Below are 15151 nucleotides of genomic sequence, written 5' to 3'. Positions count from 1 at the left end.
CTTATACCTCTACATTCTTGAAGTAGTCTGGTAAGTACTTTTCCGTATTTTTAACCATCTTATTAAAGAGTTGTCTTGCTTCATGTAAGTCTAGCTTCATATTCGGATCATTTATAAAGGCTCTAAAGGCTTTTTTAAGATCTCTTTCTGTTACAGCTTCAATCACCAGTTCTTGGTTGGTCACATGTGGCATAGTAAGACCTAATAAACTCATTGGCATATCACCCATGGTAATTGGCATCACTCGGTCTCTTCTGAATAAGGCATTTGTTTCTACGACCACATCTTTAGGTAAGTTAGAAAACTGACCTTTATTAGGAAGGTTGGTATTGGTAACAAAATCTCTTAGTCCCAAAATACCTCTCATTTGCTGAACTGCCTCTTCGCCAGTTTCCTTGATTTCAAATTGCTCTTCTAAATTTCTTAATCTTAAACCTTTTTCTCTAAGATTCTTTTGCTTTTCTTTTCTATAATCTACTTTTGTTAAACCAAAAGTATAGTCTTTTACTCTATCAGGCGACTTTAAGAACCAAGATCCCTTACATGCTTCAGCCAAGTGACGATCTCCGGCAGCCGCAATATAACCATATTGCTTAAATAGCTCAAACTTAACACGTTGTCCTGATGCAAAGGCATTGTTCATCCAATTATCATCACCTTCTTTTACAAAACCAGTCTCGTAATACTTATCTACAAACTGCTCGTAAATTGGGAATAAATCCATACCCTTGTAAGTTGCTTTTGTAACCCATGTAAAGTGGTTGATACCAACAACATCTACTTTGATTTCTTCTCTTTTTACATCATCGATATCACAGATGTCTTTAAGTGCTGATATCAGTAACTTCTGAGTACCAAACACTTCATGACAATTACCAAAGGCCTTAATTTCTGGGAAAGTCTTATAGAGCATTCTTGTACAAAGTGTCATTGGGTTTGTAAAGTTAATCACCCAGGCATCTTTAGAATATTCTTTGATTGCTAGGGCTATTTCTTCATACATAGGCAGCGTTCTTAAAGCTCTGATGATACCACCTGGACCAACTGTATCACCAACAGATTGGTAAATACCATAGTCTTCTGGTGTATGAACATCTGAATCCATTTCATCAAATGTACCAGGTAAAATGGAGATCACCACAAAATCTGCTCCTGTTAAAGCATCTTTTAGTGAATCCGATTTTACATAATGCCACTGACTTTTCACATCATCTCTTTTGTTTAGTTCATTACCGATAATAGCATTGTTTTCAGCTGCCTTATGATCGATATCATAGAGTCTAACTCTACCATTTAAAGATGGTTCTAAGGCTAAATCACTCATCAAGCCCCAAGCCCAGCCTTGAGAACCACCACCAATATAGGCTATATTTAAGTCATATACTTTATCTTTTTTAAAGTTCATTTTATACTCCTTGTTACCTTCATCTTATAAAAGACATAGGCAAAATACTACTCGTTTTCTATCGTATTTTTCTACTAGTTTGCATTTCTTGTCATCAACAGATAAAAAAATATAAACTCAGTCCAAAAGGACTGAGTTATTATACACCCTTTAAGTTTAATTCATTGGCATAATGACATGCTGATTCATGACCATTATCACCGATTTTTACAAGAGCCGGCACCTCTTTTTTGCATTTATCTGTTGCATATGAACATCTAGGATGGAAATGACACCCTGACGGTATATTCATAGGATTAGGCACTTCACCTTCTAAAATAATTCTTTCCATTTTCTCAGTAGGGTCTGCCTTAGGCACTGCTGATAGAAGTGCTTCTGAATAAGGATGTTTTGGTGTAAAGAACAAATCATCCGTTTTAGCAATTTCTATGATTCTACCTAGATACATGACTGCCACTCTATCAGAAATATGTTCTACAACTGATAAATCATGGGCAATAAATACATAGGTAATCCCTAAGTCTTCTTGTAAGTCCTTTAGCAAGTTGATGATCTGTGCCTGAATAGATACATCCAGTGCAGAAACCGCTTCATCACATACCACGATATCTGGTTGAGTGACTAGGGCTCTTGCAATACCAATTCTCTGACGCTGACCACCTGAAAATGCATGAGGATATCTTCTTAGGTAGTTGATATTTAGACCATTTGCAGCTGCAATATCAGATACCTTCTTTTCAATTTCTTCTTTGGTCAGTTTAAAGTTTGCCTTTAATGGCTCTGAAATGATATCAAATACGGTCATTCTAGGATCTAGCGATGAAAAAGGATCCTGAAAAATCATTTGAATGTCTTTTCTATGCTTCTTAAAAGTTTTCTTATCACCGTTTAAGAAATCTATTTTTTCACCATCTCTATTATGGTAATATACTTCACCTTCATTAGAATCAATGGCCTTAACTATACATCTAGCGAGGGTTGTTTTACCGCAACCTGACTCGCCAACAATTGATAGGGTTTCACCCTTATAAACCGTTAGATTCACATCTGTTACTGCCTTTACTGGAGGAATTGGATCCTGGAACATTTTCTTTTTTTGATAAAATCTCTTGTTTAGACCAATGACTTCTAAAACTTTTTCTGCCATTTAATCCTCCTTCTCATATAAGAAACATCTTACTTGATGAGACTCACTTAATTTTGTTATTGAAACTGGCTTTACATCACACTTACCTTTAATGGCATGTTCACATCTGTCATAAAAACCACATCTGTCTGGTAAGTTAATTGGAATGGGTACTGTACCTTCAATGGATTCAAGTCTTGATTTAGATCTGTCTCCTAATACAGGAATGGATCTTAATAAACCTTTTGTATATGGATGTTTTGGGTCCTTGAATATATCCTTTGCACTTCCTCTTTCTACAGCTTTACCAAGATACATAACCACTATTTCATCACACATTTCTGCAACAACACCTAAGTCGTGAGTGATAAACAAGATACCCATGTCCATATCTCTTTGAAGGTTCTTCATCAACTGAAGCACTTGGGCTTGAATGGTTACATCAAGTGCAGTAGTCGGTTCATCTGCTATAAGAAGCTCTGGTTCACATGACATGGCCATGGCAATCATAGCACGCTGTCTCATACCACCTGAGAATTCCATCGGGTACTGGTCATAACGCTTTTCAGCATTGGCAATACCTACTTTTTTCATCATCTCAATGGCAATTTTTTTAGCTTCTACCTTGTCCTTTGTTCTGTGTAAAAGAACATTTTCAACAATTTGATTACCGATTGTATACAGAGGTGAAAATGCTGTCATCGGCTCCTGGAAGATCATTGAAATCTTTCCACCACGTACAGCTCTAATTTCTGGCCCATTCTTCTTTAAGGCAACTAGGTTTGTTGACGTTTTTTCTTTAGAATCATGATAAATGATCTCACCAGTCGCCTTACTTGTCTTCGGTTCAATACCGATGATTGTTTTTGAGGTCAAACTCTTACCACAGCCAGATTCACCAACTAGGCCAAGTGTTTTTCCCTTTTTTACTTCAAAACTGATACCGTCTACTGCTTTAATCACGCCGTCTTCAGTATCGAAATAAACTTTTAAGTCTTTTACTTCTAAGACATTTTTATTTTCCATCTTTACCTACCAATCTATTTATACGGATCTGCAGCATCTCTTAGGCCATCACCAAAGAAGTTAAATGCAAGTACTGTGATTATTACATAGAATAATGGTACAAGCTTCCATGGATACAAGGCTATGTTTTGAATTTGCTGTGCTTCTTGTAAAAGTACACCCCAGCTTGTAGCTGGTGGTCTAATACCTAAACCTAGAAAAGACATCGATGTTTCACCAATAATCATTCCAGGAATAGAAAGAGTCATGTTTACTACCAAGTAAGAAATAAAACCTGGAATCATATGTGTTAAAATGATCTTGAAATCACTCACACCTGCAACCTTTGCAGCCATGATATAATCTTCCGTCTTTAGTGACATAAACTTACTTCTTACAGTTCTTGCAAGACCCGTCCATGATATAAAGGATAGGATAATCGTTATAAACAAGAACATCTGAATAACAGGGATTCTTGCTGGTATAGCAGCCGATAAAGCCATCCATAAAGGCAGTGTCGGGAAAGATCTGATAACTTCAATAATTCTTTGAATAATGGTATCTGTAAGGCCACCAAAGTAACCCGATATAGAACCGATTGTAATACCTAAGATAAAGGAAATAAACACACCTGCAAGTGGAATCGTCAGTGAAATCTGACTACCAAGTGCAATCCTTGAAAAGATGTCTCTACCCAATTTATCTGTACCAAACAAGAATATCCTTGCAGGTTGATCAACAATAAATAAATGACGATCGGTTTCAAATAAACCTAAAAACTTATAAGATTCCCCTTTTCCAAATAGTTTGATTGGGTATCTTTTAGAAGTATCTTCTGCATAGTACTTTCTAAAGGTAACCGGGTCTCTTTTTTGCTCATAAGCATAAACAAAAGGCAGATGTATCCCATCTTCATCAAACATATGTATCTTAGTAGGTGGTGCATTAACTACCTTACTATCAAAACTCTCTAAACCATAAGGTGATACAAACTGTGCAAATATCATCTGCGTATACAAGAGGATAAGAATCACGATACTGATTTGCGCCAATTTATGTTTTTTCAATTTCTTAAACATCAAAGTCCACTGTGATGCAAAGAAATACTTTTCTTCATCTTCAATTTTTCTCTTTTTAAATAAACTTATCATTCTACATCCTCGAATCCATTAGTCTAATACGTGGGTCTAACCAAGCCAATACAATATCTGAAATTAATGTACCTACCATTGTTAATACACTCATAAACAGAAGCCATGTACCTGCAAGGTACATATCCTGATTTCTAAGGGCACTTAACATAACTGGTCCCTGTGTTGGTAAGTTCAGTACGATGGCTGTAATTGTTGAGCCAGAAAAGATCTTTGTTAAGTTCCAACCAACTGAAGAAGCAATTGGATTTAAAGCTGCTCTTACAATGTACTTTCTTCTGATCTTCTTTTCCTCAAGACCCTTAGAACGACCTGTAAGTACATATTGTTTATCCAGCTCATCTAACATCTGGCCTCTCATAACACGAATAAGACCACATGTACCACCTGTACCGATTACGATTACTGGGATGATTAAGTGTTTTAAGATATCAACAAACTTGGCTAAACTCATGGGCGCATCTATAAACTCAACGCTCATAAGTCCCATCATCGGATCGCCAAACCATTTAAATGAGGCAAACATAAGTAGGATGGCAAGTAAAAAGTTAGGTGTCGCCATACCTAAAAAACCGATGATTGTTGCTATATAATCACCAATTGAGTATTGGTGTAAGGCCGAATAGATACCGATTGGTATAGCTACGGCATAAGTAAATATCAATGTTATACCTGAAATCATGAGTGTAGTTGCCATTCTTTCGCCTATAACATCATTAACAGGCTTGTTATAAGAAAAAGAATAACCAAAATCGCCTTTTGTTATGATATTCTTCATCCATTTGAAATATTGAACAGGTAGTGGTTGATCTAAACCATATTCTTCTCGTAAATCTTCAATCAACTTTTGATCAACTGTTTCACCTTCATTTTGTAAGGTTGCAATATAAGTTGTTACATAGTCCCCTGGCGGTAATTGAATAACCGCAAACACGACCATTGAAGTAATGAGTACAAGTGGTATCATAATGATCAATCTTCTAAGTATAAATTTAAACATTGTATCACCTTTCTAGCCTTTATAAGACCAGTAGACCCTGAGGGTCTACTGGCTAATAATTAATTTTCTTCTGTGAAATAATATTGTTGTAATTTTGAATGACCATAACCTCTAAATTCATCACAGAAAATTAGTTTGTCTGGCACATTCTTTAAGTTGTTTTTAATCATTACAACTAATGGGTCTGGAGCTGTATAACCAATTAACCATTGGTTCTTTTCATGTAAATCAATAATCTTTTGAGAATATTCATTTACAGTCTCTTTATCAGTAGCTGCTTGAATCATGTTATAGTAGTCTTGTAATAAAGCCATATCGCCTTCTGGCTTTTCACCTTGCTCACCATGTGATGAGTAGTATAAGCCATAAGTACCATACCATGATCTGTAGTTTCTAATTGGCACAATATTGTCTGGTCTAAGTGCTACATTGAATAATGAAGGTGTGTATGTTTCAGCTTCAACACCGTTTGACTGAACAAGTTCTTCACCATAAGTTCTATCTACAACTTTAACATTTGTTTTAATACCAACTGCTTCGTAGTACTTCTTGATTAATGCTTCAAAGTCACCCACTTCTGATGTTGCATCTGACTCGATTTGGATAAGTGTTAATTCAAAGTTTGAACCGTCGCTATAAGTTCTGAAGCCATCAGCGCCTTTTGTCATACCCATTTCATCTAAAAGAGCATTGGCTCTATCTACATCATAAGCTGTCCACTTTTGATCCCAATCTTCTTTGTAGTTTACAAGACCTTCTGGAACTGATGCTTGTTGACCTGAACCTAAGTCATCTGTAATTAGTGCTGCAACTTCAACTCTATCAACTGCTACAGATAATGCTTCACGGAATCTAATATCAGTAAATACTTCTCTTAATTTTGGATCTTCAACACCTTGATTTAATGAAATACCTCTACCAGCCCAAGCTGTGTTAGACCATTGAGTCACTCTATAGTCACCCGCTTCTCTGTTTTCCATCATCAATACAAAGTCTTCTAATCTGAATGTTCTGATAGATACCTTACCAGCAATAGCTTCAAGCATAATAGTATCGCTAGATTCTACCTTTTGACAAACAATTGCATCGATGTATGGTAACTGCTTACCTTCAGCATCTGTCTTGAAGTAGTAAGGGTTTCTTTCCCATCTTGCTACTGGCGCTTCTGTATCTGTCTTTAATAACCAAGGTCTTAAAGTTGGTCTGTCCTGAACGATCCAGTAGTAGTAACCAGTGTATTTACCTAAAGTTTTAAGATCAGAGAATCCTAACTCTTCAGCTTTTTTCATCGCTTCTTCATCACCAACGATATGTGGTAATAAAGTTTCCATATAATGCTTAGGTGCGTACATCCACTTGTTGTCAATAGCAAGTCTCTCTAAGAATAGAACAGATGGATTAGCAAATTTAACCTTAAATGCATAGTCATCTACTTTTGTTACTTCAGCAATTGTCTTTTCACCTGTTTCAGGATCTACTGAGTAGTAACAGTTGTATGGTGACTTACCAAAAGTCTCGTTTAAGACCATTTCATTAAAGTAGAAAACAACATCGTCAGCTGTAAAGTCTATACCATCAGACCATTTCATACCTTCTCTTAAGTAAATGATATACTCAGTTGCATCTTCGTTTACATCGTAACCCTTTGCAACGTTTGGCTCAACACCTGAACCGTCTAGCTTGAATCTGAATAATGCTTCTTCAGTCATTTTTTCAAGCGTCCACTTGTCCTTTTGGCCTCTCCACGGGAACATCAATTCACCACCATATTGACCAATAGAATCAAATACAGGTTCAATCATAATGTCATCCACAAGTGGCATTCTATCTTCAACTGCTGGTAGGTTACCTGCAGCAACCATTTCAGCCCACATTGGTGCTTCTGATAACTCAAATGTCTCAGTATCCACTTCAACTTCTTGAGTTTCTTGTACTTCTACTTCAGTCTGCTCTGTTGATACAACTGCTTCATTAGAACCCGCAGCTTCTGCTGGCTCATTGCTTGAACAACCTGCAAACATTGAAATCATCAGTGCCAAGATTAATAAAAGTGATAAACTTTTCTTCATTTGTCCTCCTAATTCGATAATTCTGCTTCAAGCTTCTCAACGAGTTCAATTAAATCTTCTGGCATATCAATTGAATATGTTGGAATCTGCTCCTCGCATTCTGGTGCTTGTAAGTATCTAGGTGACCATGTTAAGTGAACACTCTTGATCCCCATATTATTTGCACCAACTATATCTCTCTTTAAATTGTTACCTACCATAACAATCCTTGGAATATCCTCTTTTTCTAAGCCTACAGCACCCATAGCAGCTCTATACATGCTTGGATGTGGTTTTAAATTTCTCATATTTTCTGAATAAATGAAAGCTGAGAAATCATCGTAAACACCATTGTAAGTTAGGATGTTTTTAAACGATTGTGCCTTGCCATCTGCAACAATCACTAGCATATAACCTAGGTCGCGAAGCTTCTTAATTGTTTCAATAGCACCTGGAATAGGTTCTGCTTTTAAGACAATTTCATCTTCACCAAATACTTGAGTAGCCTCATCTACTATTGTGTCACCACAGTCCATAAAAATGACTACTTTTTTTGTTACCTTCATGTTTCCCTCCTAAATAGTTTATGCGCAAAACTATGTACTGAAAGCGTTTTCTTTGAGTACACTATAATGTTAACGTATTGTTACAAACAATTTCCACTCGGTAATTGCGTGTAAATTCTAAATTGTGTGCATTTTTTGTCTCTCAATATAGATGGGATTTGTAAAAAATGCGTGTGTATTATTTCTACCCCATAATTCCAGTCGATAAAACTTATGACCTACTGGTATTAAAAGGTTTTTAGAAAGCTCATGACCATCTAAGTTATAAGATGCAACAAGGCCTTCATTGGTATATAATTTTAACTCAGATGGTTCATCCATTAAAAGATCAATATCGAGTTTCAACTGTTTTTCGTTCTTTAAATAATAAGTCTCACCAACTCTGGTATCACCTATTTTTAGGTCCACAAAACCACTTTTTTCACAAGTAGCTACAGAAATATTGCCCCTGTGCAAACCTTCAAGCAGGTGTTTTCTAGACAGAGAATCTGCAAGCACCAAAGTCCTGCCTCTGCCGAAACATCGACCCGACAAATCATGGACATGTACGTCTGATCCGCCTGTTGCAAGAACTTTGCAGCCTCTTGAAAGCTCTTCTTGCCACCAGTCAAGGGCACCTTGATTTCTACTTAAAGGGGTACCATTCCATAACTCAATGGCATGAAACTTCATATCAAAGCCCCACTTCCAGACATCGCCGACAAAAGGATGATTGACAGATATAAAGCATCCGGCATCCATACCTTGATCAAACATCTTATAAAGTGATTCTTTTGTTCTGTAATCAAATGACTCGAACGGTCGCTTGATACCAACAAAATTAGAATGTCCTTTTGGAGTTGTCAGTTCAAGTCCCGGCAATATCACAAAGTCTTCAGCTACTTCTTCATTCTGAGCATATGAATTGTGATCTGTCAGTGCAAAAAAATCTAGACCATATGCCTTGGCAATTGTAACCATGTCTGAAACCAGGTGTTTGCCATCACTATGAACAGAATGTGTATGAAAATCACCGGCATACCATCTTTTATGTGCATTTTTTGTCTCAAGTCCTATCTCAAGTGTCATTTCATGCGGTACATCCAGGATTTCTACTTTAATTTTCCATAAACCTGGGATAAGCCCAGATAAAAAGCCTTTAGATGCAAAGTCTTCTTTGATGATTATTTTATCTTTATCTTTGTCTAACATGCCTCTATAAGCATCCGGCCCATACAACATAAGATGAACTTTTCCAGGGCATTTTACCCTGAGTTCGAGTTCTACTGTACCTTGTGGTACAGTAAACTCTAAATCAAACCATTCATGTAAGTCTTCTTTTCTAACATTCTTATATAATTTTTGCACCAGACACCTTCGCTTCATTTAAAAAGAGTAAGGCCAGAGCTTGTCCATATGGCATCGGCTCAATTGGAATATTTCTATAAAAGTCCAAGCCATCTCTTCCCATGGCAGTACCATAAGATACTTGATCAACAACACCTTGGTCGTTGACATTGTCCATCATAGGCTTAATCGCTTTTTCAGCTGCCTTCATATAGGCCTTATCAATTAAACCCATACGTGTTGCCTTTAAAATGCCATAGCCAAAACCAGAAGTGGCACTTGATTCAACGTAAGAATTAGAATCATTGATCAGTGTATGCCACATACCGTTTTCATTTTGATATTTAACAAGTGATTTCACTTGAGCTTCTAAGGCTTCAACTAAGAATCTTTTGACACATGGCTCTAATTCAATCATTTCTACAAACTCAGGAATGGCAATGGTTACCCAGCAATTGCCTCTGCCCCATAATGCTTCAGCAAAATTGTGGTGGCCATCAAAAGTCCAACCATGATACCAAAGGCCAGTTTTTGAATCTGTTAGATACTTAATATGAATCATAAACTGATACTTGGCTTCCTCAATAAAGTCCTTGTTTTCTGTCATTTTGCCTACTTTGGCTAAGAAGAGTACCGTCATAAAAAGTGTATCATCCCATAACTCACCAAAGTTTACTGTATCAGAAGTAATGTGCTGAAAGCCACCTTGTTCTGTCTTTGGCAAATCATTCATAATCCAGTGTGCCCATTCATAACACTCTTTTAGATAAACTTCATTTTGAGTATATTCTGCTAGATAAGCTAATGTTAACATAGGAGCCATTGTATTGATGTTCTTTGAAGGTAGTCCTTCTTCAAATCTAGCTTCATAATACTGCTCTAAGGTCTCTAAATACCTTCTGTCTTTTGTATGCTCAAATATTTTCCAAAAGCCATATAAGCCAACACCTTGTGTCCACTCCCAGTAACGGTATTTTGAAATATCATCACCTGCTAGGTTGTTGTTTTGCATACCTTCTAAAAATCTTACATCGTCCTCATAAAGTACTGTTTTAAATGCCTTACTTAAAAGGACTATTTTTTCATCTATTCTATTCACTACAAACTCCTAATTACATCTTTATTTATTTTAATGTCATAATTAATGCCTTGAATCACAGATTGACCTTGGCAAGTAAACTTATCTTTACCGTCAATCTCTAATATGCCCACATCAGGGTCATGTACAGTCAGTTTATGATTCAAATCAAAACACATAACCGTACCTTTTAAAATTGCCTTAAACTGCTCATAAGACTCATAAATATCCATAGAACCTACCTTGATATAAATACCGTGGTTTAGTCCTCTTAAGATAACTTCCTTAAAAGCTGTTGGCCCGTATTCTACATATTCTAAGTTCTTAGATGATTTTACATATAGATAAGTGTCTTTACATCTGATGAACATTTCATTGCCATCAATTTCTATAACGTCGTACTTTTCTGGTGTTAAAAATCCATGTACATAATGCATCAAGTGCTTGTCATCAATATCATAAATCATCATCATGCTGTTCTTATATTGTCTGATTAGAGGGAAAGAACCATTACCAGCTATATAAGACGGTCTACCATGACCACTCGGTGGTTTCTCACCTGGATGATTGATAAAGAACAAGGCATTTCTATCAGACATGGCTATGTTCATCATATGCTGCTGATGACCGTCTTCGAAGGCATGGAAGCCCTGAGTAGAAGACATAGAAAAATCATCTGTTGCATAAGTATAAATCTTAGCCTCTCTCACACCTTGGGTATGAATAATTTCATTGGCCTGGCCACTTGAAAGTTTTAACCTGTCGTAATAATTAGGTGGTATATAAGAACTCATGGCATAGGCAATGGTAGAGTGACTATGGAAGTTCACAAATCCCTTACCTGATGTTACCCACTCAAGTACCGTAGGTCCAGAAGTATGTCTACCTTTTAAGTTACCTTCATAAATTCTTCCATAAGAAGCATTCATAACACCATGGAAGTTATAAGTTGCCATTAATTCAAATGAAAAATCAAGTGCACGTCCTGCATACTCAACAATCTCTTGGTCTGGCGCCATATCAAATAAGGCAAAGAAACCGATCAAATCAATTGGCAGGTATGTGGCTGAATTCCACTCACCTAAACCATACTTTAAGAAATGTTCAAACCATTCAATCAAACGCTCTTTACCGATTTCATATTGTTCTAATCCTGTTTTGCCACTCACTGTAAAGATTTCATCTTGATACATATGACCAAATAGGTACTGGCCAATATGGAAGTTAAGGGCATGATTTTCCGAGAAGAACCACATAACATCATCACCTGGCTCATCTAACCAATATCTGAAGTTCAAGACATCTCTTTTCACTTCTTCTGCTTTTTCTTTTGGCAAGTAGTCTTTATAATCTCTCATCAACTGAGCCAAACCGCCTATGTGGAAGTCTGCACAATCATGTTTTTCTTTAATTTTCTTTAAGACCATATTTAAGTTTTCATCTGCTTTTTCATTGTATTCACCGTATACAATCAATTGAGCCAAGGCAACCTGGATATTACCATTAGACTCTCTCGCTAAAAATTCTATGATCTGTTTTTTTCTTGCTTCTATGCTCTCTTCAGCTACTAAAAAGTCATCTTTGTAATAAGATACTACAAATTTCTTTTTAAGCCTTAAGTCATGCAAATCAATGATTAAATCTGTACCAAATGTACCAACCTTTAAGACTTCAGTCGGTATTAGAACACAATCCTTGTCTTTTGTAATTTCAAACTCAAAATCCAACTTTTCTTCATAAGATGCCAAACCTTGAATTTTTAGTTGAACTGGCTGGTCAATTGTAGAGGGATCATACTTAAGTTTGATGTTGCCTTCTGTATAATTGTCCGCTTCATAGTAAAATGAATTCATCAAGTTTTCTATATCGTAAACTGTTTCACAGTCATCACTTATTTCAAGCTGACCTTCAAATGTTTCATCACTTACATTTCTCAGTTCAAAGAAGAAGTTTACATCTCTTTCTGCCAAGTCTTCTGAATAAACCAAGATCTCATTTACACCTGCTTTTAATGGTAATGTAACAGATGTATTTGAAGGTTTATTTCTTGTATAAGGTGCATAAGAAATTACTAATTCTCCGTTAAGCCATAACTTAACACCACCACATGTAAACAATCTAAAATCTGCATCAATATCTTTTTCAGATACAATCGATGTTTTACCGCTAAAGAAAACATGGTGGGGTGTATGAATAAAGTCAGAAAACTCTACTCGACTGTTTTCAAAAGGAAAATAAAAATGGTTATAAGGTCCTAACTGGTCCTTTGTTACCTTTTCAATTTTCTTTTCTTCCAAGAAATTTCTTCTTACTGGATATACAATTTGCACATACTGTTCACCTGTGTTAATGGGATGTTCAAATGTTTCACAAGGTGACTTATACGGCTCTCTTCTTGTATCTGATAACCACCATCTGTTAACCGCTTCATTTTTCTTGATTGGATAAGTATAATTCATTATGCCCTTCCTCTTGTTATTAACTGTTTGACCTTATTTATATTATGAACATCACCATTTTCAATGATAATGTCTAAGTCATGATTTTTTATGAGTTTTGACAAGTAATCAAAGTCATAATCACCCGTACCATGGGCTACTTCTATGATTTTATCTTGAACCTTAAAATCCTTAATATGAAGCACCGCTATATGGTCACCATACATTTGAAAAGCTTCATCTATGACATCCGCTTGCTTCTTGTAGTTGTCAAGATTCAGCATATTGACATGATCAAAGATAAATTTTAAGTGCTTTGACTGCATATCCTTGTACAACCTGTGCATTTTTTGATTTGAATGTATGATGTGATCAGACACCCCTTCAATAGCAACAAATACATCTTTGTCTTCAGCTTCAATTAAAAGTTCTTCTAATTTTCTACAGAACATGTAATAAGCTTTTTCTGTGTGGTTATCTTTATGATACCCATATTCATTCATGACAGAACCAGTTTCTGTACCGATTGTCTTTGCATCAATGGCTTTTGCATAGGCAATCTGTCGTTTAAATGTCAGCATATTTCTTTTGGCCAACATAAGATCAGGACCTGTGAAGTTCAGATAACAGCCTAAAACCGATACATGTAAATCTGAAAAAGTATCTCTAATCTTTACAAGTTCACTGATATCAAGCTTATCATGAACATCATCCATTGTATCAAATGCCTTGTGTAGCGCCAGATGCATGGCATTTAAGCCATTGTCTAAATAAGCTTTTTTCATGTCATTGTAATTTAGTTTTCCAAAATCATGGGATCTTATTCCTAAAGGATTCATCTTATCTCACTTTCTAAAAAAATGCTTGTGGAATAGAGCTGGGGGACAGTCGTCATCCACAAGGATATGATTTCATTGTGTCGAGGGAGACACTGAAAACCTTTTCCGAAGGTTTGAAATCAAAGTCACACATTGATATGAGGAGTTCTTATGTGTGACTTACTTAATATATTAGTCATTTCTAATGACAATAACAACTCGTTATAAGCTTAGTAAGGATAAAAACATTGCATTTTTTGTTCTCATTGTGTAAAATGAGAATTACAACGATAAAAGGAGAGTGAAAATGAAGCATAATGTTTTATATGATGAGGCTTATGAATACGATGTCAACAATGATAAAAATCCACTTTTTATCCACTTTGATTATGGTACAAGGTACTATCAGATAAACATGCCCTTCCAACACTTTCACCATTATTTTGAGGTTTACCTTTTACTAGAAGGTCATGCTGAACATATCCTTGAAGGTAAGGTCTACAACATGAAAGAATATGATTTTGCATTTTTGACACCTTTTAGACTTCATAAGACAAAATATCATGAAGGTACACCTTGTAAAAGACTTGTTTTAAGTTTTTCAATAGACTTTTTAAAAGTTCATTTCCCATATGTTATCGATGAATTTAAAACACTCTTCGATACGGAAAAGCCCATTTATAGATTTGACAAAGACAAGATGACAGAAATCATCTCCATCATCAATGAGATGTATAAGATTTCAAAATCTTCAAATGTCACTAAAGATCTGGCTTTAACAACCTATCTTATCAGGTTTTTAGAACTTGTTTACCGTTTAAGAAATGACAATAGATATTTTGCAGATCCAACCTATACATCATCTATCGAAAGTAAGATTTATGAAATCACATCATACATTCATACGAATTTTCAAGATGATTTGTCACTAGATTTCTTAGCCAATAAATTCTATATCAGCCCTCATTATCTATCGAGACAGTTTAAATCTATTACTAAGTTTACACTGGTCAACTATATACAAGAGACGCGAGTAAAAAAAGCTCAAGAACTTCTTTTAGATACCAATTTAAAGGTCATTGAGATTGTTGAAATATGTGGTTTTGGTTCTCTGTCTCAATTTAATCGGGTCTTTAATAAAATAGCCCACTGTTCACCTAGAGATTATAGAAAATTCAATAAGATATGAA

Annotated in this window: 12 protein-coding genes; 1 reads left to right on the top strand and 11 read right to left on the bottom strand. The window is 35.8% G+C overall.

The window, feature by feature from the left end; translation table 11 throughout:
• Window position 1 precedes the first annotated feature (1 nt).
• From EZV73_RS05540 to EZV73_RS05490, 11 genes are all read right to left on the bottom strand, one after another.
• Window positions 2-1405 carry an alpha-glucosidase/alpha-galactosidase gene (locus tag EZV73_RS05540; RefSeq protein ID WP_240839109.1) on the bottom strand — a complete coding sequence of 468 codons (1404 nt, stop codon included), beginning with the start codon at window positions 1403-1405 and terminating at the stop codon, window positions 2-4.
• Between the two features lie 139 nt (window positions 1406-1544).
• Window positions 1545-2552 carry an ABC transporter ATP-binding protein gene (locus EZV73_RS05535; protein ID WP_240839107.1) on the bottom strand — a complete coding sequence of 336 codons (1008 nt, stop codon included), beginning with the start codon at window positions 2550-2552 and terminating at the stop codon, window positions 1545-1547.
• On the bottom strand, window positions 2553-3557 hold the full coding sequence (locus EZV73_RS05530; protein ID WP_240839105.1) for an ABC transporter ATP-binding protein: 1005 nt from the start codon (window positions 3555-3557) through the stop codon (window positions 2553-2555). It abuts the gene before it with no gap.
• 14 nt (window positions 3558-3571) lie between these two features.
• Entirely contained in the window at window positions 3572-4687 is a 1116-nt protein-coding gene (locus EZV73_RS05525) for an ABC transporter permease (protein ID WP_240839103.1), read from the bottom strand.
• A gap of 1 nt (window position 4688) precedes the next feature.
• Complete coding sequence (locus EZV73_RS05520; protein ID WP_240839101.1) at window positions 4689-5687, bottom strand: ABC transporter permease; 999 nt, start codon at window positions 5685-5687, stop codon at window positions 4689-4691.
• A 59-nt stretch (window positions 5688-5746) separates the two neighbouring features.
• Window positions 5747-7756, bottom strand: coding sequence for an ABC transporter substrate-binding protein (locus tag EZV73_RS05515; RefSeq protein ID WP_240839100.1), 2010 nt, complete (start codon window positions 7754-7756; stop codon window positions 5747-5749).
• Between the two features lie 8 nt (window positions 7757-7764).
• Window positions 7765-8301, bottom strand: coding sequence for an HAD family hydrolase (locus tag EZV73_RS05510; protein ID WP_240839098.1), 537 nt, complete (start codon window positions 8299-8301; stop codon window positions 7765-7767).
• A 117-nt stretch (window positions 8302-8418) separates the two neighbouring features.
• Window positions 8419-9648 carry a CehA/McbA family metallohydrolase gene (locus tag EZV73_RS05505; protein WP_240839096.1) on the bottom strand — a complete coding sequence of 410 codons (1230 nt, stop codon included), beginning with the start codon at window positions 9646-9648 and terminating at the stop codon, window positions 8419-8421.
• Window positions 9632-10726 carry a glycoside hydrolase family 88 protein gene (locus EZV73_RS05500; RefSeq protein WP_240839094.1) on the bottom strand — a complete coding sequence of 365 codons (1095 nt, stop codon included), beginning with the start codon at window positions 10724-10726 and terminating at the stop codon, window positions 9632-9634. The genes EZV73_RS05505 and EZV73_RS05500 overlap by 17 nt, the downstream gene beginning before the upstream one ends.
• Complete coding sequence (locus tag EZV73_RS05495; protein ID WP_240839092.1) at window positions 10726-13164, bottom strand: hypothetical protein; 2439 nt, start codon at window positions 13162-13164, stop codon at window positions 10726-10728. The genes EZV73_RS05500 and EZV73_RS05495 overlap by 1 nt, the downstream gene beginning before the upstream one ends.
• Complete coding sequence (locus EZV73_RS05490; protein WP_240839090.1) at window positions 13164-13982, bottom strand: sugar phosphate isomerase/epimerase; 819 nt, start codon at window positions 13980-13982, stop codon at window positions 13164-13166. The genes EZV73_RS05495 and EZV73_RS05490 overlap by 1 nt, the downstream gene beginning before the upstream one ends.
• 286 nt (window positions 13983-14268) lie before the next feature.
• On the opposite strand from EZV73_RS05490, the gene EZV73_RS05485 reads away from it, so the two are divergent.
• A complete protein-coding gene (locus EZV73_RS05485; protein WP_240839089.1) occupies window positions 14269-15150 on the top strand; it encodes an AraC family transcriptional regulator in 882 nt (293 codons plus the stop codon).
• The last annotated feature ends 1 nt before the right edge of the window (window position 15151 follow it).

This window comes from Acidaminobacter sp. JC074, from assembly GCF_022496765.1.
Taxonomy (GTDB): Bacteria; Bacillota; Clostridia; order Peptostreptococcales; family Acidaminobacteraceae; genus JABXKX01.
This window is presented reverse-complemented; position numbering and strand designations above follow the sequence as displayed.